This is a genomic window from Stenotrophomonas sp. HMSC10F06 (assembly GCF_001807865.1).
Classification (GTDB): domain Bacteria; phylum Pseudomonadota; class Gammaproteobacteria; order Xanthomonadales; family Xanthomonadaceae; genus Stenotrophomonas; species Stenotrophomonas bentonitica_A.
In genome coordinates, this window is sequence record NZ_KV791285.1 from 57548 (window position 1) to 79639 (window position 22092).

The window sequence follows — 22092 nt, forward strand, 5'->3', positions numbered from 1 at the left end:
GTGCGCAGGATGCGTATGTCCGCTTCAACGCCCGCCTCGTCTCGCCGTCGTTTCGCCAAACCGCTGTTGATCGCTGCCGCCGTCGGCCTGGCCGCGATCGCCGCAGGGAAGCTGCTCTCGCCCGCGCCTGCCGCCAGCCCCGCCGGTGGCCCACAGCCGACCCCGGTGCGCGTGGCCACTGCGACGCAGGAAGACCTGGTGGTGCGCCTGAAGGCGCTCGGCACGGTGACCCCGCTGCATACGGTGAGCCTGCGCAGCCGCGTGGATGGCGAACTGCTGCGGCTGGCGTTCTCGGAAGGCCAGCACGTCACCGCCGGCGAGCTGCTGGCCGAGATCGACCCGCGCCCGTTCCAGGTACAGCTGTCGCGTGCGCTGGGCACCCAGCAGCAGAACCTGGCCGAGCTGGACAACGCCGAGAGCCAGCTCAGGCGCTTCACCGAACTGCAGACCAAGCACTTCGTCTCCGCGCAGGACCTGAGTGATCAGCAGAGCAAGGTGCGCCAGCTGCAGGGCCGTCGCCAGACCGACCAGGCGGCCGTGGATGAAGCGCGCCTGCAGCTGCAGTACACCCGCATTACCGCGCCGGTGGCCGGACGCATGGGCCTGCGCAATGTGGATGTCGGCAACCTGGTGCGCAGTGGCGATACCGAACCGCTGGCCACGATCACCCAGACCACGCCGATCAGCGTGCTGTTCACCGTGCCCGAGCCGGACCTGCCGGCGGTGGTCGCCGCCGCCCGTGCCAATCCACAGCTCACCGTGGAAGCCTGGGACCGCGAGGAGCGCACCGCGCTGGGCGATGGCGTGCTCTCCAGCCTGGACAACCGCATCGATACCGCCACCGGCACGCTCAAACTGCGCGCGCAGTTCGCCAACGCGGATGAATCGTTGTTCCCCAACCAGTTCGTCAACGTGCGCCTGCAGGTCAGCAGCAGTGATGCGGTGGTGATTCCCAATGCCGCCGTGCAGTTCGGCAGCAAGGGCAGCTACGTCTACGTGATCGCGGCCGATGACACCTCGTCGCTGCGCACCGTGGTGCTCGGCCCGGCCGATGGCGAACGCGTCTCGGTGCGCGAAGGCCTCAAGGCGGGCGAGCGCGTGGTGGTGGAAGGCATCGACGGCCTGCGCGAAGGCGCCAAGGTCGAGGTGGTGGAGCAGGACCCGCCGCGGACCGGCGCATGAACCTCTCGCGCCCCTTCATCGAGCGCCCGGTCGCGACCACGCTGCTGATGGTGGCGCTGCTGCTGTCCGGCGTGATGGCCTATCGCCTGCTGCCGGTCGCGGCACTGCCGCAGGTCGATTACCCGATCATCCAGATCACCACGCTGTATCCCGGCGCCAGCCCGGACGTCACCACCAGCGCGGTCACCGCGCCGCTGGAACGGCAACTCGGGCAGATTCCCGGCCTGAAGCAGATGTCCTCGACCAGCTCCGGCGGCGCGTCGGTGATCACCCTGCAGTTCTCGCTGGAGGTCGCGCTCGGCGTGGCCGAGCAGGAAGTGCAGGCCGCGATCAACGCCGCCGACAGCTTCCTGCCCGACGATCTGCCGGTGCCGCCGGTGTACCGCAAGGTCAACCCGGCTGACACCCCGATCCTGACCCTGGCAGTGACCTCGCAGGGCCTCTCGCTCCCGCAGGTGCACGATCTGGTCGATACCCGCATGGCGCAGCGGCTCTCGCAGCTGCCTGGGGTCGGGCTGGTCAGCCTCGCTGGTGGGCAGCGCCCGGCGGTCCGCATCCAGGTCAATCCGTCCGCGCTGGCCGCCAACGGGCTGAGCATGGCCAGCATCCGCACCGCGATCGGCACGGCCAACGTCAACATGCCCAAGGGCAGCTTCGACGGGCCGACCCGCGCGATCATGCTCGATGCCAACGATCAGATGCGCTCGGTGGCCGAGTATCGCGCCCTGATCCTGGCCTGGAAGGACGGCGCACCGCTGCGCCTGGGCGACGTGGCCACCATCGAGGATGGCGCCGAGAACCGCCAGCTGGCCGCGTGGTCGGGCACCACCCCGGCGGTGCTGATCAACATCCAGCGTCAGCCCGGCGCGAACGTGATCGCCGTGGTCGACCAGGTGCGGGCGCTGCTGCCGCAGCTGCAGGCCTCGCTGCCGGCCGGGGTGGATGTGACCATCCTGAGCGATCGCACCGAATCGATCCGCGCGTCCATCCGCGGCGTGCAGCACGAGCTGCTCATCGCGATCGCGCTGGTGGTGATGGTCACCTTCGTGTTCCTGCGCAACATCCCGGCCACGATCATTCCCAGCATCGCGGTCCCGCTGTCGCTGGTGGGCACCTTCGGGGTGATGCTGCTGGCCGGCTTCTCGCTCAACAATCTCACCCTGATGGCGCTGACCATCGCCACCGGCTTCGTGGTGGACGATGCGATTGTCATGCTGGAGAACATCGCCCGCCACCTGGAGCGCGGTGCCACGCCGATGCAGGCAGCACTGAAGGGCGCCAGGCAGATCGGCTTCACCCTGATCTCGCTGACGCTGTCGTTGATCGCGGTGTTGATCCCGCTGCTGTTCATGGCCGATGTGGTCGGCAAGCTGTTCCACGAGTTTGCGATCACGCTCGCGGTGGCGATCGGCATCTCGCTGCTGGTCTCGCTGACGCTGACGCCGATGATGTGCGCGCGCCTGCTCAAGGCCGGTCATGCCACCCGCCGCGACGCGGGTGGGCAGGAATCGGCGCAGCAGGGTGACCCGTTCGATCGCGTCGTGGCGGTCTACGATCGCCAGCTGCACTGGGTGCTGCAGCGCCAGCCGCTGATGCTGGCCGCCACCGTCGCCACCCTCGTACTGACGGCACTGCTGTACGTGTGGGTGCCCAAAGGCTTCTTCCCGGTGCAGGATGCCGGGCTGATCCAGGGCATCAGCGAGGCGCCACAGTCGATCTCCTTCCAGGCGATGGCGCAGCGCCAGCAGGCGTTGTCGGCGGCGTTGCTGGAGGATGAGGACGTGGCCAGCCTGTCCTCGTTCATCGGCGTGGACGGCAACAACGCCACGCTCAACAGCGGGCGCCTGCTGATCGAATTGAAACCGCACGCACAGCGCGCTGCCGATGCGCAGGCGATCATCGCGCGGCTGCAGCAGCGCGTGGCGCATGTCCCGGGCATCAGGCTGTACCTGCAGCCGGTGCAGGAGCTGGGCATCGAAGACCGGATCAGCCGGACCCAGTACCAGTTCACCCTGACCAGCCCGGATATCGCGCAGCTGGAGACGTGGACGCCGCGCCTGCTCGAGCATCTGCAGCAGGCACCGGCACTGGCCGACGTCGCGAGCGATCTGCAGAACCAAGGGCTGCAGGCACACGTGGTGATCGACCGGGTCGCCGCCGCGCGCCTGGGGATCAGCGTGGAGGCCATCGCCGACGCGCTGTACGACGCGTTCGGGCAGCGCCAGATCTCGACCATCTTCACCCAGGCCAACCAGTACCGCGTGGTGCTGGAAGCGCGCCCGGACGTGGCCTTCGGCCCGGATGCGATCGCGCGCCTGCACGTCACCGGTCCGGACGGACGGCAGGTGCCGCTGGGCGGCATCGCACGGATCGAACAGCGCCCCGCGCAGCTGCTGATCAACCATGTCGGCCAGTTCCCGGCGGTGACGTTCTCCTTCAACCTCGCCCCGGAGGCATCGCTGGGCGAAGCGGTGGAGGCCATCGAAGGCGCCCGCGCCGCGATCGGCCTGCCGGCCAGCGTCGAACTGCGCCTGCAGGGCGCGGCCGATGCGTTCCGCGCGTCGCTGTCGAGCACCTTGTGGCTGGTGCTGGCCGCGGGGGTGGTGATGTACCTGGTGCTGGGCGTGCTCTATGAGAGCTTCATCCATCCGATCACCATCCTCTCCACCCTGCCCTCGGCCACCGTGGGTGCGTTGCTGGCGTTGCTGGTCAGCGGGCGCAGCCTGGACCTGATCGCGGTGATCGGCATCGTGCTGCTGATCGGGCTGGTCAAGAAGAACGCGATCATGATGATCGACTTCGCGCTGGAGGCCGAGCGCGAGCACGGCATGGCGCCGCGCCAGGCGATCCACCAGGCCGCGCTGCTGCGCTTCCGGCCGATCCTGATGACCACGCTGGCCGCGCTGTTCGGCGCGATCCCGCTGATGTTCGCCAGTGGCTCGGGCGCGGAGCTGCGCCAGCCGCTGGGCCTGGTGATGGTCGGTGGGCTGATCGTCAGCCAGGTGCTGACCCTGTTCACCACGCCGGTGATCTACCTGTTCTTCGACCGCTTCCGCCAGCGCCCGGCGCCGGTGACCGACGGGGCTGACGAGGCGCTGGCGTGAGTCCGCTGTCGCGGGCGATCGGCTGGTTCGTCCGGCATCCCGTCGCCACCGTGCTGCTCGCGGTCGCGGTGGTGCTGGCCGGCCTGCTCGGGCTGCGCCTGCTGCCGGTCGCGCCGTTGCCGCAGGTCGACTACCCGGCCATCAACGTCAGTGCCAGCCTGCCGGGCGCGAGTCCGGAATCGATGGCGGCCAACGTCGCCACGCCGCTGGAGCGTGCCCTGGGCACCATCCCGGGATTGACCGGGATCGACTCGGCCAGCACCCAGGGCTCGACCCAGGTCGAGCTCAAGTTCGCGCTCGGCCGCAACGTGGACGATGCCGCGCGCGACGTGCAGGCGGCGATCAATGCCGCGCGCGCGCAGCTGCCCAGCGGCATGCCGGGCATGCCCCAGTACCGCAAGGTGAATCCCTCGCAGGCGCCGATCATGGCGCTGGCGCTGAGCTCGGACAGCCTCGCGCCGGGCCAGATCTACGACGTGGCCTCCACCGTGATCGCACAGAAGCTGGCGCAGATTCCCGGCGTCGGCGAGGTGCAGGTGGGCGGCAGCTCACTGCCCGCGGTGCGCGTCTCGCTGGATCCCAATGCACTCAACCATCACCGCATCGCGCTGGACGACATCGCCGCGGCGATCCGCAATGCCAACGCACTCAAGCCACTGGGCACCGTCGCCAGCCAGGCCCAGCAGTGGCAGCTGGAAGCGACGCTGCAGCTGCGCACCGCCGCCGAGTACCGCCGCCTGATCGTGGCGATGCGCGATGGCCGCCCGGTGTACCTGGAGGACGTGGCCGGGATCAGCGAAGGGGTTGAAGACCGCTACGCCAGCGGCTTCCACAACGAGCGCCCGGCGGTGCTGCTGATCGTCAGCCGCCAGCCGGAGGCCAACATCATCGAGACCGTCGACGCCATCCAGGCACAGATGGACACGCTGCAGGCGCTGCTGCCGGCCAACATCGACATGCAGGTGGTGATGGACCGTTCGCCGGTGATCCGCGCCACCCTGCGCGAGGCCGAGCTGACGTTGCTGCTGGCGATCGCCCTGGTGGTGCTGGTGGTGCTGGCCTTCCTCGGCCACTGGCGCGCGGCGCTGGTGCCGACCGTTGCCATCCCGGTCTCGCTGCTGGGCGCGCTGGCGATCATCGCCCTGCTCGGGTTCTCGCTCAACACGCTCTCGCTGATGGCGCTGATCGTGGCCGCGGTGCTGGTGGTGGACGATGCCATCGTGGTGCTGGAGAACATCGCCCGCCATCGCGAAGAAGGCGCCTCACCGATGACCGCCGCGCTGCGGGGCGCGGGGGAAGTCGGTGCCACGCTGCTGTCGATGAACATCGCGCTGGCCGTGGTGTTCATCTCGATCCTGTTCCTGGATGACTTCGTCGAGAAGCTGTTCCGCGAGTTCTCGCTGACCCTGGTGGCGGCGATGGGTGTCTCGCTGCTGGTTTCGCTGAGCCTGACCCCGATGCTGTGCGCGCGCCTGCTCGGGCAGGCACGGCCCGGCCCCGGCAATGGCCTGCAGCGCGCCGGCACCGCGCTGTTCGAGCGTCTGCGCGGCGCCTATGTGGGCAGCCTGCAGACAATGCTGCGCTGGCTCGCGCTGCCGCTGCTGCTGCTCGCCGGTGTGATCGCACTGAACGTGTGGCTGTTCCAACAGGTGCCCAAGGGCATCGTGCCCAAGCAGGACACCGCGCAGCTGCGTGGCTTCGCGCGCGGCGACGACGGCCTCTCGTTCCAGGTGATGCAGCCCAAGATCGAGGCCTACCGCAAGCTGCTGCTGGCCGACCCGGCGATCAGCGACATCATCGGGTACATCGGCGGCCGCAGCGGGGTCAACAACGCCTTCATCATGATCAAGATGAAGCCGCTGGCCGAGCGCAAGGTCTCCAGCCAGCAGGTGATCGACCGCCTGCGCGCCAACATGCCGAAGATTCCGGGCGGCGGCATGTTCCTGTGGGTGGACCAGGACATCAAGCTGGAAGGCAGCGGCGACAGCGGCCAGTACGAGTTCCAGCTGCTCTCCGGCGAGCTGGAACCGCTGCGGCAGTGGACGCCCAGGGTGGCCGATGCGCTGCGCGCCCTGCCCGAGCTGGTCGACGTGGAATCCAAGGGCGATGAAGGCATGCGGCAGGTGGTGCTCGACATCGACCGCGATGCCGCCGCCCGCCTGGGCGTGGACATGCGCATGATCGCTTCCGTGCTCAACAATGCCTTCAGCCAACGCCAGGTTGCCACGCTGTACGACACGCTCAACCAGTACCGCGTGGTGATGGAGCTGGACCCGCGCTACACCCAGGATCCTTCCACGCTGGAGCAGATCCATGTGATCGGCAAGGACGGCCAGCGCCTGCCGTTGTCGTCCATCGCGCGGTGGGAGTACGGCATGGCGCCGGACCGGATCTATCACAGCCAGCAGTTCGCCTCGGTCTGGATCGAGTTCGCGCTGGCGCCCGGCGTCACTCTGGACCAGGCGGTGAAAGCGGTGGACCAGGCCATGGCCAGGATCATGCTGCCCACCCATGTGCAGGCGCGGCTCAGCGGCGAGGCCGGTGGCTTCGAGAAACTGCGCGAGCGCCAGCTGTGGCTGATCCTCGGCGCGATGCTGGCGGTGTATCTGGTGCTGGGCGTGCTGTACGAAAGTTTCGTGCAGCCGCTGGCGATCCTCTCCACCCTGCCCTCGGCCGGCGTAGGCGCGTTGCTGGCGCTGATGGCCTTCGGCAACGAGCTGAACCTGATCTCGCTGCTCGGCCTGTTCCTGCTGGTGGGCGTGGTGATGAAGAACACCATCCTGATCATCGACTTCGCGCTGTCGGCCGAACGCGAGCGCGGCCTGTCGTCCTACGAGGCGATCTGCGAGGCGGCACGACTGCGGTTCCGCCCGATCCTGATGACCAGCGTTGCCGCGTTGCTGGGCACGCTGCCGCTGATGCTGGCCACCGGCGAAGGCTGGGAGATGCGCCAGCCGCTGGGCATCGCGATCGTGGGCGGCCTGCTGGTCAGCCAGTGGCTGACCCTGTACACCACGCCGGCGATCTATCTGGCGTTGGCGAAGCTGCGGCGCGCCGCGTGATCATCAACGGGCGCGCTATGCAACAGGCAACATCATCGTCCTGCCATCCATCGGCGACGCGATGAAGCCATGCTTGAGATAGAACGCTTTGGCAGTGTCGTCGAACGCATGACACAACAAGGCGCGCGCGCCGATGTGCCCGCAGACCTGCATCGTGCGTTGCACAGCGTCTTTCAGCAGTCCCGCGCCGACACCCTGGCCGACCCAGTCGGCATGGACGGCCAACCTGCACAGCACGATGACCGGAATGGGGTGCGGCATGTTCCGGCGAAGGCGACCGGGAACCAGCTGGTGCGAAACGCCGCCGGCAGCGAGCGCGTAATAGCCCACCACATTGTGTTGCGCATCACATACAACAAAACACCGCGATGCCCCCGATGCCTGGTTCTGGTGGGCACGCTCCATCAACCACGAGGTCAGCTCCGCCGCGCTGCATCGAAACTGCTCCAACCGATGCGCTTGAGCCAGCGCATGCGGCACAGACAACCGCAACGCTCAGCGCTCCCAGGGTGCAGGCGTGCTCAACAGTTTCCTGATGGCCGCGTTGTTTTCCAGCGGTGCATCCAGCAACGCATTAAAGCGTCGCAGCTGCTGAGGATCCAGGGAGAACTGTGTCTGGTCCGCGAGTACCTCCCGCGCCTTCTCACAGGCAGCATCCAGAATGAACTCGGTTCGGCTCACCCCGGTAACCTCAACGGCGCGGTCGATCAGCGCCTGCTTGTCGGCGGGCGCCCGGAAGTTGATGACTTTGCTGGCGAGGGCCACGGGAGGCGCTCCGGAGGTCTGTGCATACAATGTACACACACCTGGATGATCGCTCAACGGCTCCCCCCTCTTCTCAGATCGTAAGGCAAGGGTAATCCGTTGGCTCTCCATGGAAAATCGGGAGTTTCCCCGGAAAACCGTAGGCCTGAGCGCCCCGCGAATGGGGGCGCCCCCACCCGTTACGCCGCCTCGCTGATCCGCGCCGCCCGCCGTGCCCGCACTGCCTCGGCAAGGCTCTCCAGCACCGCCAGCGAGCTGTCCCAGCCGATGCAGCCATCGGTGATGCTCTGGCCGTAGGTCAGCGGCTGGCCGTCCACCAGGTCCTGCCGGCCGGCCACCAGATGACTCTCCACCATGACGCCGACGATGCGCTCTTCGCCATTGGCCAGCTGCGCGTTGATGTCGGCGATGACCTTGGGCTGGTTCTCCGGATTCTTGCTGCTGTTGGCGTGGCTGGCATCGATCATGATGCGTGCGGCCAGGTGCGACTTGGCCAGCGTCTGGCTGGTCGCTTCCACGTGGTCGGCATCGTAGTTCGGCGTCTTGCCGCCGCGCAGGATCACGTGACAGTCCGGGTTGCCGGCGGTGGCCACGATGGCGGTGCCGCCTTCCTTGGTCACCGACAGGAAGTGATGCGGGTTGGAGGCCGCACCAATCGCATCGGCAGCGATCTTGATGTTGCCGTCGGTGCCGTTCTTGAACCCGACCGGGCACGACAATCCCGATGCCAGTTCGCGATGCACCTGGCTTTCGGTGGTCCGCGCGCCGATCGCGCCCCAGGCGACCAGGTCGGCGATGTACTGCGGCGAGATCACGTCGAGGAATTCAACGCCGGCCGGCAGGCCGAGCTTGTTGATGTCGCGCAGCAGACCGCGCGCCACGCGCAGGCCCTTGTTGATGTTGAAGCTGCCGTCCAGGTCCGGATCGTTGATCAGGCCCTTCCAGCCCACCGTGGTGCGGGGCTTCTCGAAGTACACGCGCATGACGATTTCCAGCTCGTCGGCGTAGGCATCGCGCAGCGGCTTGAGGCGCTGAGCGTATTCGATGGCGGCCACCGGGTCATGGATCGAGCACGGGCCGATCACTACCGCCAGGCGGTCATCGCGGCCGTGCAGGATCTCGTGCAGGGCCGTGCGCGAGGCGCTGACCGTATCGGAGGCTTCATCGTCGCAGGGCAGCATGGCCAGCAGCTGGGCCGGCGGGGTCAACGGTTCGATCTTGCGGATGCGCAGGTCATCGGTGTGCGGGGGCATGGGGGAAAACTCCTTGGAAGTGGGGGTCCCCAGCGCGGCGGCAACAAAAAAGCCGCCAGGTGCGCTGGCGGCTTTCGGGAATGCGTCTGAAGGTTTCTTCAGGGTGAGCGCATGCCTTCCTCCGCCGGTGGCTTCGGAAAGTAATACCAAAAGTAGGAATTGGCGGGGCGTGCGTTCATTGGGGAGTATTGATAACACAGGGGTTTGGAGGTGCCAACTGTTTCATTCGCAACTGCGGCATCGGTTCAGGCCCCTCCCCGCGAGCGGTGCGCTCACCCCCGCGGCAACGCCGCCAGCTCGGCCAGGTGCTGCTGCAGCGTGCCTGCTGCCCCCACCGCGTGCGTCGTGGTGAAGTACTCGTGCCACCCGGTAGCGCCGATCGCGGCCAGCAAGGCATCGGCATCGAGCCGTTCGGCGCACTGCCACACCGCATAGAACTGCTCGGCCGTGGTGTGCGGAACGTCCTGTTCGATGCGGCCCATCGCCACCGGCGTGATGCGGGCCGGATCCACGTGCTGCATGCCGGCGCCGATGCGGGCGAAGAACGCCCCGCGCGACACCGGGTCCAGCGCGGTCCAGGCGGGGGTGGCGGTGTAGAGCTCGATCAACATGTGCGACATGGCATTCCTTGAGGTCAGAGCGAGCGCAGTGCGCGCTTGCGGATATAGGTGTTGGCCGGATCATCGGCGTGGTGCTGCTGCCATTCGCTGCACAGCGCGCGGACCCAGTCAGGCTGGCTTTTGCCCGCATCGTTCAGCCAGTTGCCGACCGAATCCTGCACGTAGCGCGAGGCATCGCAGCACAGCGCCTGCAGCAGCGGCAGGGCGTGCTGTGGTTCCTGCTTGAACAGCGCGATGTGGGCTGCCCAAACACCCCGCGGTCGCAGCGCTTCGCAGGCGAAGCGGCGCACGTTGGGCGAGGCGTCGGTGGTCCAGCCGTGCACGTGCGTGAGCACCCGCAGCGGTTCGGACACGATATGCGGACGCACGGCCAGCCACGCCCACTCGCGCACGCCGAAGTGTGCGTCATCGGCCAGCGCGCGCAGCGCATCCAGCTTGTGCTCCAGTGACAACCCCGGGTCGCTACCAATCAGATAGCAGGCCCAGCCACGTACCGTGTCACTGGCATGGCGCGACCACCGCGCGTGATCGCCGTGTCCGTGCACGCGCAGCAGCGTGGCGGCGCCCTGCATGCGCAGGGTGATGCCGCGCTTGGCAGCGTTGCGCATCGGGGTGATCGCCGACGCGGGCAAATCAGGGGCGACATTGGCCATCAGCTTGGCGAAATCGACGGCCAGCACTTCGGTCAGATGCGTGGCTTCGGCTTCACCGCGGTCCAGCTGTCCGCGTCGCTCGCGGGTGACGGGCGGTTTCATGCGGCACGTCCTGCGTCAGTGCGCGACCACACGCGTTGCAACAGCGTGCTAAGCGTGCGCCGTTCCCTGGGGCTGATGTCGGCGAACAGCGAGGCGATCCAGTCGGTCTGCTGGTCGAACAGTTGCGCAGCGAGTGCCTGACCCGCCGGGGTCAGCCGTACATGGATGCGGCGTTTGTCATCCGGATCACTGTGGCGGCTCACCAGGTGTTCGCGCTCCAGGCCATCCAGCAGGCCGGTAACGGTGGCACGGGTGACGCCGGCGCGCTCGGCCAATTGGTGGGGCGACAAGGCCGTATCCGCACCGCGCAGCAGGAACAGGAGCACGAAACGCCCTTCGCTCAGGCCCAGCGGTGCCAGACGACTCGCGCAGTCCTGGTCGATCGCGCTGGCCAGCGACAGCACCTGGAAACACAGCGCCAATTCCCCCGTATCCGGCTGGCCACGTCGCGCCAGTTCGGTCAGGAAAGCCTGGTGTTTGATTTCCAGCATGCAGGCGGATCCGGAATAGTACGGCGGCTAATTATACCGCTCCTGCGACTTGTCTGACACCCCGCCGCGCTTTACCTCGCCCCGATGACAGGCGAAGATCCGGGCCAGGATCAACCACAAGGATGCGTAGATGACCCCTTCCCAAGCTGACGCGATCGCCGAGGCCATCCTGCGGCCGGACGACAAGCGCGAGGCCGTCCAGCAACGTCAGCGTGCGCAGGCGCAGCACCTGGCGCGGCAACGCGTTGCCGCCGCCGTCAGCCTGGTCGGCATGGCGCTCGGCGCGGCGGCAGCGATATGGCTGCCCATGGCGTACGCGCAGGGAATATTGGTGGGCGGCGCACTGTCCTTCCTGCTTGCGCATCTCGGCCTCGCTTGGCGCGAGCGTCGGCGCGCGGGGCGTTCTCCGGCCTGACACATGCCGCGCCGCCCCGCATGGCGGAGCGGAGGGCATGCCTACCAGCGCGTGCCGGCCGGCAGCGCCCCGTCATGCGAAGGAAACAACGGCAGTACGTACTCGGCCAGTTCCTGCAGCACCTCGCCCGCCGGGCGCTGCGAGAACTGGATGCCCAGCGCAGCATGGTTCACGCCGGCACGCTGCCACTCGCCCAGCAGATCGATCAATCCGTTGCGGCCGGTTCTCAGCGTGTAGCCGCTATTGAGCGGCGTGCGGGGATGGTTCGGGTCCTCGACCAGATCCAGCCATTCGTTGGTGACATGCGGGCGGAAGCCACCGTCGGGGATGAGACGGCGCCATGCCTGGATCTTGTCGGCCAGGCGCCGCGGTCCGCCCGCGTGATGGGTTGCCTCGGGATAGGTCAGCCAACCATCGGCATGCTGCCCGACCCAGTCCAGTGTCTGGCGCGAGGTGCCGGTCACCAGCAGGGGAATCGCCCCGGCCACCGGCTTGGGCAACAGCTCTACGCCCTGCAGCGCGCCCAGTGGCGAGTCGATATGCAAGGGACCGTGCTGCATCAGCTGCCTGACGTACAGCACCGAATCGGCGAAGCGGTGGCCGCGGTCGGCATGCTCCAGACCGTACGCGGGGAACTCGACCGGACGATCGCCGGAGGCGATGCCCAGCACCAGGCGCCCACCGGACAGCTGGTCGATGGTGGTGGCCGACTTGGCCAGATCGATCGGGTGGCGCAGCGAGAAGATCGCACTGCCCGTGGCCAGCGCCAGCCGCTTCGTGCGTGCCGCCAGGAAGGCCAGATAGGTAAACGGATCGAACACCTGCCCGGCATCGCCGAACAGAGGATCGAACAGCGGCACATCGCGCACCCAGGCCGCAGCGAAGCCGTCACGGTCGAGCTGGCTCACCAGATCCGCCTGCCCGGCCAGCACCTGCATGTCGCCTTGATAGAAGCGCAGGGGCAGGAACACACCCAGCGTCAGCGCCCCCTCGCGGAACATGCGCTGGTAACCGGCATGGCGGGCGAACGTCGGTGCGGATGCGCCGGTCAGTGGCGCCTGCATCGGGGTGATATCAGTCAACAGGGTCATCGTGGTCGTTCCTGGGTCAGGGGCCGGTGGCCGGTTCGGGGAGCAGCACCCCACGCTGTACGGCGGGCCGCTGCGACATGCGCGCGTGCCACGCACTCAGGTGCGGGTAGGCGCTGAAATCGAAGCCGATGAGCCGGGCGATATGGGTCCAGCCATAGCCGGCGATATCGGCGATGGAGTACGCCTCGCCTGCCAGCCATGAGCGGCCTGTGAGGCGCTGGTCCAGGGTGGCGAAGAACTCGGCGCTCAGGCGCCGGTAGCGTTCGATGGCGGGTGCGTAGGGCGCGTCGGCGAACATCTCGAAGTGCACGCGCTGCCCAAGGATCGGCCCGACGCTGGCCGAGTGGAACATCAACCAGGTGATGGCCTCCGAGCGCGAGCGTGGCGCGTCGGGCAACAGCCGTCCGCTCTGCTCGGCCAGATACAGCAGGATGGCGGCGGATTCGAACACGGTGATACCCGTCGCCTCGTCGACCAGCACCGGAATGCGGCCATGCGGATGCAGTTGCAGGAAATCGGGATGGCGGTGCTCACCTTCGTCGATGCGCACGTGATGCAGTACGTAAGGGAGGCCGAGTTCTTCCAGCGCGATGGTGATCTTGAAGCCGTTGGGCGAGCTGTCGGTGTACAGGTGCAGCGAAACGGGGGACACAGCGGTCTCCTTGGCAGGCGGAACAGCGGGCGGGGGTCGCGTAGCAGGGCTGGATCAATGCAGCTGGACTAAACGACATCGATTCAACATGATCACGATGCTACGCAGGCCAACGCGCTCTGTAGAACGATTCTTCCTGCACTGCCAAGAGAGAAAATCTAAGGTCATGAGCGCCGTCCTTCCCCTGCTCGCACTGCGCGCCTTCGTCGAAACCGGTCGTCATGGCAGCCTCAAGGCCGCTGCTGCGGTCATGGGGGTCACGCCGGGGGCGATCAGCCAGCAGCTCAAACTGCTGCAGGCACGCACCGGCGTTGTGCTGTTCACCCGCACCCCTCACGGGGTCGCACTGACCCCGGCCGGCACACAGGTGCACCCTGCCCTGCTGCGCGCGTTCGATCAGATCCAGGACAGCATGGCCACGCTGGACGCCATCCACGCGCGGCAGACCCTCACCCTCAGCACCGTGCCCAGCTTCGCCGCCTCTTGGCTGGTGCCACGGCTGGGCCGGTTCACCGAACGCCACCCGGCGATCGAAGTGCGTGTGGAGGCCTCATCGGCGCTGGCGAATCTGCGTCGCGATCGCATCGACATCGCCATCCGCCACGGTCTCGGCGAGTATCCCGGCCTGGTCTCACGCCCGCTGGCGGCGCCGGTGCTGTTGCCGGTGGCCTGCCCGGCACTGCTCGCCGACGGTCCACCCATCCACTCGGCGGTGGACTGCCTGCAGTACCCGCTGCTGCAGGATTCAGACCGCAGTGACTGGTCGCTGTGGCTCCGCGCGCTCGGCCTGCCATCCGATCCGCGCATCGAACGTGGCCCGGCGTTCGATGATGACGTGTTGCTGATCCGCGCCGCAGAAGCGGGCCAGGGCATCGCGCTGGTGCGTGACCTGTATGTGGAATCCGAAGTCGCCAGCGGACGGCTGGCCGTCGTACTGGATCAGCCGTGGCCGACGCGGTTTGCGTACTACGCCGTCACCCTGCCCGGCGCCGAGGAGACCCCGGCCATCGCGGCATTCCTGCGCTGGCTGGAGGATGAGATCCAGGCGCCGACCAGCGCGCTGTGAGCCCGTGATGCGCGCACAAAAAAACCCCGCCTTCCGGCGGGGTTTTTCGTACTGCGGTGGCGGATGGCAGGTGCCGACCGATGGCCGGCCTCTACATCAGAAGTCCATGCCGCCCATGCCACCCATACCGCCCATGCCGCCGCCAGCTGCGCCAGCGCCGTCATCCTTCTTCGGGGCTTCGGCAACCATCGCTTCGGTGGTGATCATCAGGCCAGCGATCGAGGCAGCATTCTGCAGCGCCGAACGGGTGACCTTGGTCGGGTCCAGGATGCCGAATTCCAGCATGTCGCCGAACTCGCCGGTGGCGGCGTTGTAGCCGAAGCTGCCGGTGCCTTCCTTGACCTTGTTGACGATCACGGACGGCTCTTCGCCGGCATTGGCCACGATTTCGCGCAGCGGGGCTTCCATCGCGCGCAGGGCGATCTGGATGCCGTGGTTCTGGTCTTCGTTGGCACCCTTCAGGCCGCTCAGCGCGGTGACCGCACGGACCAGGGCAACGCCGCCGCCCGGGACCACGCCTTCTTCAACGGCTGCACGGGTCGCGTGCAGGGCGTCGTCGACGCGATCCTTCTTTTCCTTCATTTCGATTTCGGTCGAGGCACCGACCTTGATCACGGCAACGCCGCCGGCCAGCTTGGCCACGCGTTCCTGCAGCTTTTCACGGTCGTAATCGGACGAGGTGTCTTCGATCTGGGTCTTGATCTGGGTGACACGCGCTTCGATGTTGGCCTTCTCGCCGGCGCCATCGATGATCGTGGTGTTTTCCTTGGAGACCTGCACCTTCTTGGCGCGGCCCAGGTCCTTGATCGTCGCCTTTTCCAGCGACAGACCGATTTCCTCGGAGATCACGGTGCCGCCGGTCAGCACGGCCATGTCTTCCAGCATCGCCTTGCGACGATCGCCGAAGCCCGGTGCCTTGACGGCCACGACCTTGACGATGCCACGGATGGTGTTGACCACCAGGGTCGCCAGCGCTTCGCCTTCGATGTCTTCGGCGATGATCAGCAGCGGCTTGCCGGCCTTGGCGACGCCTTCCAGCACGGGCAGCAGGTCGCGCACGTTGGAGATCTTCTTGTCGTGCAGCAGCACGTACGGATCATCCAGGTCAGCGGTCTGCGACTGCTGGTTGTTGATGAAGTACGGGGACAGGTAGCCACGGTCGAACTGCATGCCTTCGACGACGTCCAGCTCGTTGTCCAGGCCCGAGCCTTCTTCAACGGTGATGACGCCTTCCTTGGTCACGCGGCGCATCGCTTCGGCGATGATGTTGCCGATCGACTCGTCCGAGTTGGCCGAGATCGTGCCGACCTGGGCAATGGCCTTGTCGTCAGCGGTCGGCTTGGAGATGTTCTTCAGCTCGGCGACGGCGGCGATCACGGCCTTGTCGATACCGCGCTTGAGGTCCATCGGGTTCATGCCGGCAGCAACGGCCTTGGCGCCTTCGCGGATCAGGGCCTGGGCCAGCACGGTGGCAGTGGTGGTGCCGTCGCCGGCGTCATCGTTGGTGCGCGACGCGACTTCCTTCACCATCTGCGCGCCCATGTTCTCGAACTTGTCAGCCAGTTCGATTTCCTTGGCGACAGAGACGCCGTCCTTGGTGATGGTCGGCGCGCCGAAGCTCTTTTCGAGCACGACGTTGCGGCCCTTCGGGCCCAGGGTAGCCTTGACGGCATTGGCGAGAACGTTGACGCCGCGAACCATGCGGGCGCGAGCGTCTTCACCGAAACGAATATCTTTGGCAGCCATTGCGATTACCTTTTTATGTAGAGCCGGGCAATGCCCGGCTGCTTGAACGGGAGGAAGTGCGGAAGCGCCGGCACGGGGCCGGCCGCATCACTCAGCCGACGATGGCGAGGATGTCGTCTTCGCGCAGGACCTTGAACTCGACGCCTTCGGACTTGTAGCTGCTGCCGGCGTACTGGCCGTAGATGACCTTGTCACCGACCTTCAGCGACGGCGCGCGCACGCTGCCGTTGTCCAGGGGCTTGCCCGGGCCGACGGCCACGACTTCACCCTTGGTCGACTTTTCCTTGGCGGAATCCGGGATCACGATGCCGCCGGACGAGATTTCGTCGGCTTCGATCGGCTTGACTACGACGCGGTCATGAAGCGGCTTGATGCTCATGTGAGACCCTTTTAAGTTGTTGATTGGTCTAGGAAAGTCTGGCGATGTTAGCACTCGCACAGGGCGACTGCCAGCCACGCTCACGAAAAAACCCGACGGTGCGGGACAGAGCAGAGATGGTGCTGGCCCCTGCCCTTTCAAGGGCAGCCGATCGGATTTTTTTGCCGGCCGGTCGTCGGACGTGAATGTTTGACGCAGTTCTCAGTGCGAAAGGTCGAATCCGACAGGGTGGCGGATGTGTCATCTGGATTGCGTAGATTCGAGCGGCACTGACCAATCACAAGGAGCCGTAGATGAGGTTGCTGACGCCGCTGTCCCTGGCCTGCCTGCTGGTACTGGCCACCAGCCCGGCCCGGGCCGATGTATTCATCAATGAACTGCATTACGACGACAGCACCCCGGCCGGGGATGTCGGCGAGGCGATCGAGGTGGTCGCCACCGCCGGTGAGGACCTGTCCGGCTACCGGCTCTACCTCTACAACGGCAGCAATCCCTCGGCCGCCGCGGTCTACGCCGACAACGCGGTCCCGGCCGGCACCGCCAGCTGCGGCAGCGCGCGGCTGGCCACGGTCAGCTACCCGACCAACGGCCTCCAGAACGGTCCCAACGATGGCATCGCCCTGGTCGATGCCAGCGGCAAGGTGGTCCAGTTCCTCAGCTACGAGGGCACCATCACCGCGGCCGGGGGACCCGCCGCGGGCCTGACCAGCCAGAACATCCCGGTCAGCGAGACCAACAGCACCGCCCCGGGCACCTCCCTGCAGCTGACCGGCACCGGCAGCCAGTACGCGCATTTCACCTGGGCCGAATCGGCCGGGCAGACCTTCGGCGCCTGCAACCACGGTCAGACCTTCAGCGGCGGCGGCCCGACCGGCCCGAATACCGCGCCCTCGGTCACGGCCACCACCCCCGAACAGGGCGCCAGCACTTTCCCGGCCGCGGCCGACCTGAGCGTCACCTTCAGTGAGCCGGTCACCCTCTCCAGCGGCGCGTTCGCGCTGAGCTGCGGCCAGTCCGGCACGGTCGCGCTGAGCCATCCGACCACCGGTACCCGCTTCACGCTGGCCACCAACACCGCGCTGGTGGCGGGGGAAGCCTGCCGCTTCGATATCCGCGCCACCCGCGTGAAGGATGCCCAGGGCGCGCGCCCGGCCGCCGATACCCGCATTGCGTTCACCGTGGCCACCGCCACCACGCCCGACCCGGGCAATCCGGGCAACCCCGGCGAGTACTACGCGAAGGTGAACACCTCCAGCCCCAGCCAGCTGCGCTGCTCGCTGCACGAGACCATCAAGGGCCACACCGCCTACCCGTACAGCGGCTCGGGCACCAGCACCTGGACGATCCTGGAGATCGCCGACGAAGATCCCAACAACAGCGGCAACATCCTCGATGCCTACCGCAACCGCAGCTACGCCAAGGTCAGCGGGCGGGCCGGCACCGGCAGTGGGCTGACCTACAACCGCGAGCACACCTGGCCCAACTCGCTGGGCTTTGCCAGCACCACCGGCGACAAGGGCCTGCCCTACGCGCCGTATACCGACACCCACATGCTGTACCTGACCGATGCGCAGTGGAATGCGGACCGCGGCAACAAGCCCTATGCCAAATGCGACAGCAACTGCGGTGAGCGTGAGACCGAATCCAACAACGGGTCCGGCGGCGGCAGCGGCGGCTACCCGGGCACCTCCAACTGGGTGCGCACGCCCGATGGCAATGGCGGCTCGTTCGAAGTGTGGGGCCACCGCAAGGGCGATATGGCGCGTGCGGTGATGTACATGGCGATCCGTTATGAAGGCGGTAAAGATGCGAAAACCGGCCAGTCCGAGCCCGATCTGGAGCTGACCGACGACCGCAGCAAGATCGTCAAAACGTCGGCCTCGCCGGCCTACATGGGCCTGCTCTCAACCCTGATCGACTGGCACCTTGCCGACCCGCCGGACGCGGCAGAACGCGCTCGCAACGAGGTGATCTTCAGTTTCCAGGGCAACCGCAATCCGTTCATCGACCACCCCGAATGGGCCACCCCGGCGCTGTTCACCTCGGCCAGGCCGGCCACCTGCCAGCTGGCCAACTGAGCCCGGCCGACCGGCGCCCCCTCGCGGCGCCGGTCGGACCATTGGCCTCCAGCGGTCCTATACTCGGCGGTCATGTCGATTGCCGATCCCGTCTTCCTGCTGTTCACCACCTGCCCCGACGTGGCCTGCGCCACGCGGCTGGCACATGCGCTGGTGGACGAACGCCTGGCCGCGTGCGTGACGCGCCTGGACGGGGCGCACTCGACCTACCGTTGGCAGGCCGAGGTCACCGAGGACCATGAGGTCCAACTGGTGATCAAGACCACCGGCAGCCGCCTGGATGCCGCGATCGCGCGCGTGCAGGCCCTGCATCCGTATGAACTCCCCGAGTGCATCGCGGTCGAAACCCGCGCCGGCCTGCCGGCGTACCTGGATTGGATTCGGGCGCAGACCCGTGAGGAAAGTGATTGATGACGCTGTTTCGTCGTGTTGCCGCGCTGTGCGCGTTGCTCGTGGTCTCCCTGCCGGCCTGGGCCGTCAGTGAAAAAGACCTGCTCCCGGTCGATGAGGCCTTCGGGCTTACTGCGCAGGCGCGTGACCGCGATCGCGTGGAGATCAGCTGGAAGATCGCCCCGGGCTATTACCTGTATCGCCACCGCACCACGGTCAAGGCCGAGGCCGGCTTCGATGCCGAGGCGCTGCAGCTGCCGGCCGGCAAGAAGCACCACGATGACTTCTTCGGCGAGGTGGAGACCTACCGCGAGCGCCTGACCGGTGTCCTGCCCGGCAAGGCCGCCGACGGCGCCGACACCGTCACGCTGGAAGTGCGCTACCAGGGCTGCGCCGATGCTGGCGTGTGCTACCCGCCGCAGAAGCGCACGCTGCAGGTGAAACTGCCGGGCGGTGGCAGCGGCGCGGCCAGCACCGCCCCGGCTGCCGCCAGCGCTGCTGCCTCCCCGTTCAACAACCCGCTGGCCGGCAACACCGGCACCGGCCTGCGCCTGCCCGGCACCAGCACCACCCAGGCGCTGCCGCTACCCTCCGAGCGCGCGTTCGGCTTCGATGCGATCGTCGGCGATGGCAATACCGTGCTGCTGCGTTTCACCCCGGCGCCGGGCTACTACCTGTATCGCGACCGCACCTCGCTGGCGCTGGAAGGCGCCCCGGGCATCCGCGCGGACAAGCCCAAGTGGCCGGCTGCCAAATCGCACCGCGATGAACACTTCGGCGATGTCGCGGTGTATTTCGACCAGATCGATGTACCGCTGCCCCTGCGCCGCAGCACCGCCGGTGCGACCGACGCCACGCTGGTGATCACCTTCCAAGGCTGCCAGACCGATGGCATCTGCTACCCGCCGATGACGCGCCGGGTGAAGCTGGCGCTGCCGGCAGGCACGATCAACGCCAAGGCCGATGAGGTCGCGCAGAAGACCGAGGTCATCGCCCCACTGCCCAATCGCGACAAGCGCGACCAGGCCCGCAGCGACGCCGGCAGCCAGCCGATGCTGATCCGCCCGAACGAACCGGCGCTGGCCGTGCCCGGCGATACCGCCACCCCGCCCGATGCCAGTGCCGACAACGCGCAGCGCACCCCGCCGCCGGTGGCACCGGCCGCCGCGCCCGGCAACCTGCTGGTGCTGCTGCTGTTCGCCGTGGCCGGTGGCCTGATCCTCAACCTGATGCCGTGCGTGCTGCCGATCCTGTCGCTGAAGGTGCTGGGCGTGGCGCAGAGTGGCGAGAGCCGCCAGCGCGCGCGCAGCCATGCGCTCTGGTACACCGCCGGCGTGCTGGTGGCCTTCGCTGCCATCGGCGCCCTGGTGATCGCGCTGCGGGCGGCCGGCCAGGCCGCGGGATGGGGCTTCCAGTTGCAGCACCCGTGGTTCATCGCCGCGCTGGTGTACCTGATGTTCGCCGTGGGCCTGAGCCTGTCGGGCGTGTTCACCCTCGGCGGCAGCCTGGGTGGCATGGGCCAGTCGCTGGCCTCGCGCAGCGGTCCGGTCGGCGATTTCTTCACCGGCGTGCTCGCCTGCGTGGTGGCCAGCCCGTGCGTGGCTCCGTTCATGGGGCCGGCCCTGGCCTACGCCTTCGCGGCACCCGGCCTGCAGGCGATGCTGGTGTTCCTGGCGCTCGGCCTGGGTCTGGCGCTGCCATTCCTGCTGATCGGCTTCGTGCCCTCGCTGGCGCGCCGCCTGCCGCGCCCCGGTGCGTGGATGGAAACCCTCAAGCTGGTGCTGGCCTTCCCGATGTACGGCACCGCGATCTGGCTGCTGTGGGTGCTGGGCAAGCAGCGCGGCGTGGACGCCATGGCGCTGGTGCTGGGCGGCCTGGTGATCCTGTCGCTGGCCCTGTGGTGGTTCGAACGCAGCCGCTGGCGCAGCCAGCGCGTGGGCGGCCTGCTGGCCCTGCTGTTGGTGCTCGGCGCGCTGTACCCGATCTGGGGCGTGACCCGCCTGGATCCGCCGGCCAAGGCCGCACAGTCGGCCAGCGACAACGTGGTGGAGTACTCGCCGCAGATGCTGGACCGCCTGCGCCAGGACAACCGCGTGGTGTTCGTCAACATGACCGCCGACTGGTGCGTGACCTGCAAGGCCAACGAGCGCGCGGTGCTGGGCACCGACGCCTTCCGCGATACGTTGCGGCGGACCAACGCGGTCTACATGCGCGGCGACTACACCAATGTCGACCCGCAGATCACCGCCTTCCTGGATGAGCACAAGGCCGTCGGCGTGCCGCTGTACGTGGTCTACGGCCCGGGCGCCCCGCCCACCGTGCTGCCGACCGTGCTGACCCAGGCGCTGGTGGAAGAAGCGCTGCTGCGGACCGCGCGATGAGCCTGCGGCCACCACGGCGGACGGTCGTGGTGGTCGTGATCGCGGCCGTGCTGGGCATCGGCGCCGGCGTCTGGTTCGCCGGGCATGACGAGCGCCCGGCCACTGCCCCGCCACCGCCACGGCCGGCGGTGGTCGCGGCCCAACCGGGGGATCCGATGCCGGCGATCACCCTGCCGGACCTCCAAGGGAAACCGCAGGACCTGGCCAGCTTCCACGGGCGTCCGCTGCTGATCAATGTCTGGGCCAGCTGGTGCGGCCCCTGCGTGGAGGAAATGCCCGCGCTGACCGCCTTTGCCGATGCCCAGGGCGCTACCGGCGTGCAGGTGCTCGGGCTGGCGCTGGATACGCCCGAGGGCGTGCGCGATTTCCTGACCCGCGTACCGGTCGCATATCCGATCGTGCTCGATACCCCCGGGCCGGCCGATGCCAGCGTGCGGCTGGGCAATGCGCAGGGGCTGCTGCCGTATTCCGTGCTGATCGACGCGCAGGGGCGCATCGTGAAACAGAAGCTGGGGCCGTTTGCGGCCGGCGAAATCGAGGCCTGGGCAACGCCCTGACGCGCTTGGGCGAAGTGGCTGTTTGATCGGGGGCCCTACGGGCCCGACCTGGGCTATTGACCGCCTCCGGCCTGCGCCCAACAATGACGAGATCCATTCTCATCC

The 22092-nt window shown here is 67.6% G+C and carries 19 protein-coding genes; 9 read left to right on the forward strand and 10 right to left on the reverse strand.

The window, feature by feature from the left end; genetic code table 11:
- The first annotated feature begins 15 nt into the window (after window positions 1-15).
- Genes HMPREF3113_RS10545 through HMPREF3113_RS10555 form a run of 3 tightly spaced genes read left to right on the forward strand, consistent with a single transcriptional unit; the run spans window position 16 to window position 7348 of the window.
- Window positions 16-1182, forward strand: a complete 1167-nt coding sequence (locus HMPREF3113_RS10545; RefSeq protein WP_070472140.1) for an MdtA/MuxA family multidrug efflux RND transporter periplasmic adaptor subunit — start codon at window positions 16-18, stop codon at window positions 1180-1182.
- Window positions 1179-4286: an MdtB/MuxB family multidrug efflux RND transporter permease subunit gene (locus HMPREF3113_RS10550; protein WP_070472143.1), complete on the forward strand. Its 3108-nt coding sequence runs from the start codon at window positions 1179-1181 to the stop codon at window positions 4284-4286. The genes HMPREF3113_RS10545 and HMPREF3113_RS10550 overlap by 4 nt, the downstream gene beginning before the upstream one ends.
- Window positions 4283-7348 carry an efflux RND transporter permease subunit gene (locus tag HMPREF3113_RS10555; protein WP_070472146.1) on the forward strand — a complete coding sequence of 1022 codons (3066 nt, stop codon included), beginning with the start codon at window positions 4283-4285 and terminating at the stop codon, window positions 7346-7348. The genes HMPREF3113_RS10550 and HMPREF3113_RS10555 overlap by 4 nt, the downstream gene beginning before the upstream one ends.
- Before the next feature lie 15 nt (window positions 7349-7363).
- On the opposite strand, the gene HMPREF3113_RS10560 is transcribed toward HMPREF3113_RS10555, so the two are convergent.
- The 6 genes from HMPREF3113_RS10560 to HMPREF3113_RS10585 all read right to left on the reverse strand — a co-directional run bounded on the left by HMPREF3113_RS10560 (window position 7364) and on the right by HMPREF3113_RS10585 (window position 11232).
- Window positions 7364-7840, reverse strand: a complete 477-nt coding sequence (locus tag HMPREF3113_RS10560; protein WP_070472148.1) for a GNAT family N-acetyltransferase — start codon at window positions 7838-7840, stop codon at window positions 7364-7366.
- A 3-nt stretch (window positions 7841-7843) separates the two neighbouring features.
- Window positions 7844-8113 carry a type II toxin-antitoxin system TacA family antitoxin gene (locus tag HMPREF3113_RS10565; protein WP_070426052.1) on the reverse strand — a complete coding sequence of 90 codons (270 nt, stop codon included), beginning with the start codon at window positions 8111-8113 and terminating at the stop codon, window positions 7844-7846.
- A 179-nt stretch (window positions 8114-8292) separates the two neighbouring features.
- On the reverse strand, window positions 8293-9366 hold the full coding sequence (gene aroG, locus HMPREF3113_RS10570) for a 3-deoxy-7-phosphoheptulonate synthase AroG (RefSeq protein WP_070472152.1): 1074 nt from the start codon (window positions 9364-9366) through the stop codon (window positions 8293-8295).
- Window positions 9367-9638: 272 nt separating this feature from the next.
- A complete protein-coding gene (locus tag HMPREF3113_RS10575) occupies window positions 9639-9986 on the reverse strand; it encodes a DUF6616 family protein (protein ID WP_019183559.1) in 348 nt (115 codons plus the stop codon).
- A gap of 14 nt (window positions 9987-10000) precedes the next feature.
- Window positions 10001-10741: a DNA alkylation repair protein gene (locus tag HMPREF3113_RS10580; protein ID WP_070472155.1), complete on the reverse strand. Its 741-nt coding sequence runs from the start codon at window positions 10739-10741 to the stop codon at window positions 10001-10003.
- Entirely contained in the window at window positions 10738-11232 is a 495-nt protein-coding gene (locus HMPREF3113_RS10585; RefSeq protein ID WP_070472158.1) for a MarR family winged helix-turn-helix transcriptional regulator, read from the reverse strand. Before HMPREF3113_RS10585 ends, HMPREF3113_RS10580 begins: the two co-directional genes overlap by 4 nt.
- A 130-nt stretch (window positions 11233-11362) precedes the next feature.
- Between HMPREF3113_RS10585 and HMPREF3113_RS10590 the strand changes: the two genes are divergently transcribed.
- A complete protein-coding gene (locus HMPREF3113_RS10590) occupies window positions 11363-11647 on the forward strand; it encodes a hypothetical protein (protein WP_070472161.1) in 285 nt (94 codons plus the stop codon).
- A gap of 41 nt (window positions 11648-11688) precedes the next feature.
- Here the strand turns inward: HMPREF3113_RS10590 and HMPREF3113_RS10595 are convergent, their stop codons facing one another.
- Window positions 11689-12738 carry an LLM class oxidoreductase gene (locus tag HMPREF3113_RS10595; protein WP_217628704.1) on the reverse strand — a complete coding sequence of 350 codons (1050 nt, stop codon included), beginning with the start codon at window positions 12736-12738 and terminating at the stop codon, window positions 11689-11691.
- A gap of 16 nt (window positions 12739-12754) precedes the next feature.
- Window positions 12755-13390, reverse strand: a complete 636-nt coding sequence (locus HMPREF3113_RS10600) for a glutathione S-transferase family protein (protein WP_070472164.1) — start codon at window positions 13388-13390, stop codon at window positions 12755-12757.
- 166 nt (window positions 13391-13556) lie between these two features.
- On the opposite strand from HMPREF3113_RS10600, the gene HMPREF3113_RS10605 reads away from it, so the two are divergent.
- On the forward strand, window positions 13557-14456 hold the full coding sequence (locus tag HMPREF3113_RS10605) for a LysR substrate-binding domain-containing protein (RefSeq protein WP_070472167.1): 900 nt from the start codon (window positions 13557-13559) through the stop codon (window positions 14454-14456).
- Window positions 14457-14552: 96 nt separating this feature from the next.
- On the opposite strand, the gene groL is transcribed toward HMPREF3113_RS10605, so the two are convergent.
- Complete coding sequence (gene groL, locus HMPREF3113_RS10610; RefSeq protein WP_019183552.1) at window positions 14553-16202, reverse strand: chaperonin GroEL; 1650 nt, start codon at window positions 16200-16202, stop codon at window positions 14553-14555.
- Window positions 16203-16293: 91 nt separating this feature from the next.
- Entirely contained in the window at window positions 16294-16581 is a 288-nt protein-coding gene (locus tag HMPREF3113_RS10615) for a co-chaperone GroES (protein WP_019183551.1), read from the reverse strand.
- A gap of 293 nt (window positions 16582-16874) precedes the next feature.
- Between HMPREF3113_RS10615 and HMPREF3113_RS10620 the strand changes: the two genes are divergently transcribed.
- The 4 genes from HMPREF3113_RS10620 to HMPREF3113_RS10635 all read left to right on the forward strand — a co-directional run bounded on the left by HMPREF3113_RS10620 (window position 16875) and on the right by HMPREF3113_RS10635 (window position 21987).
- Window positions 16875-18659 (forward strand): endonuclease, encoded by a 1785-nt coding sequence (locus HMPREF3113_RS10620; protein ID WP_070472170.1) that lies wholly within the window; start codon window positions 16875-16877, stop codon window positions 18657-18659.
- 72 nt (window positions 18660-18731) lie between these two features.
- Entirely contained in the window at window positions 18732-19070 is a 339-nt protein-coding gene (cutA, locus tag HMPREF3113_RS10625; RefSeq protein ID WP_070472173.1) for a divalent-cation tolerance protein CutA, read from the forward strand.
- Window positions 19070-21430, forward strand: coding sequence for a protein-disulfide reductase DsbD domain-containing protein (locus HMPREF3113_RS10630; protein ID WP_174704348.1), 2361 nt, complete (start codon window positions 19070-19072; stop codon window positions 21428-21430). Before cutA ends, HMPREF3113_RS10630 begins: the two co-directional genes overlap by 1 nt.
- Window positions 21427-21987, forward strand: a complete 561-nt coding sequence (locus tag HMPREF3113_RS10635) for a TlpA family protein disulfide reductase (protein ID WP_070426064.1) — start codon at window positions 21427-21429, stop codon at window positions 21985-21987. Before HMPREF3113_RS10630 ends, HMPREF3113_RS10635 begins: the two co-directional genes overlap by 4 nt.
- Window positions 21988-22092: the final 105 nt, after the last annotated feature.

Coding starts and splice junctions, on each gene's coding strand:
- HMPREF3113_RS10620 (WP_070472170.1), top strand. CDS start 16,875: ATGAGGTTGCTGACGCCGCTGTCCCTGGCCTGCCTGCTGGTACTGGCC.
- HMPREF3113_RS10575 (WP_019183559.1), bottom strand. CDS start 9,986: ATGTCGCACATGTTGATCGAGCTCTACACCGCCACCCCCGCCTGGACC.
- HMPREF3113_RS10545 (WP_070472140.1), top strand. CDS start 16: ATGTCCGCTTCAACGCCCGCCTCGTCTCGCCGTCGTTTCGCCAAACCG.
- cutA (WP_070472173.1), top strand. CDS start 18,732: ATGTCGATTGCCGATCCCGTCTTCCTGCTGTTCACCACCTGCCCCGAC.
- aroG (WP_070472152.1), bottom strand. CDS start 9,366: ATGCCCCCGCACACCGATGACCTGCGCATCCGCAAGATCGAACCGTTG.
- HMPREF3113_RS10595 (WP_217628704.1), bottom strand. CDS start 12,738: ATGACCCTGTTGACTGATATCACCCCGATGCAGGCGCCACTGACCGGC.
- groL (WP_019183552.1), bottom strand. CDS start 16,202: ATGGCTGCCAAAGATATTCGTTTCGGTGAAGACGCTCGCGCCCGCATG.
- HMPREF3113_RS10550 (WP_070472143.1), top strand. CDS start 1,179: ATGAACCTCTCGCGCCCCTTCATCGAGCGCCCGGTCGCGACCACGCTG.
- HMPREF3113_RS10635 (WP_070426064.1), top strand. CDS start 21,427: ATGAGCCTGCGGCCACCACGGCGGACGGTCGTGGTGGTCGTGATCGCG.
- HMPREF3113_RS10590 (WP_070472161.1), top strand. CDS start 11,363: ATGACCCCTTCCCAAGCTGACGCGATCGCCGAGGCCATCCTGCGGCCG.
- HMPREF3113_RS10615 (WP_019183551.1), bottom strand. CDS start 16,581: ATGAGCATCAAGCCGCTTCATGACCGCGTCGTAGTCAAGCCGATCGAA.
- HMPREF3113_RS10585 (WP_070472158.1), bottom strand. CDS start 11,232: ATGCTGGAAATCAAACACCAGGCTTTCCTGACCGAACTGGCGCGACGT.
- HMPREF3113_RS10630 (WP_174704348.1), top strand. CDS start 19,070: ATGACGCTGTTTCGTCGTGTTGCCGCGCTGTGCGCGTTGCTCGTGGTC.
- HMPREF3113_RS10605 (WP_070472167.1), top strand. CDS start 13,557: ATGAGCGCCGTCCTTCCCCTGCTCGCACTGCGCGCCTTCGTCGAAACC.
- HMPREF3113_RS10580 (WP_070472155.1), bottom strand. CDS start 10,741: ATGAAACCGCCCGTCACCCGCGAGCGACGCGGACAGCTGGACCGCGGT.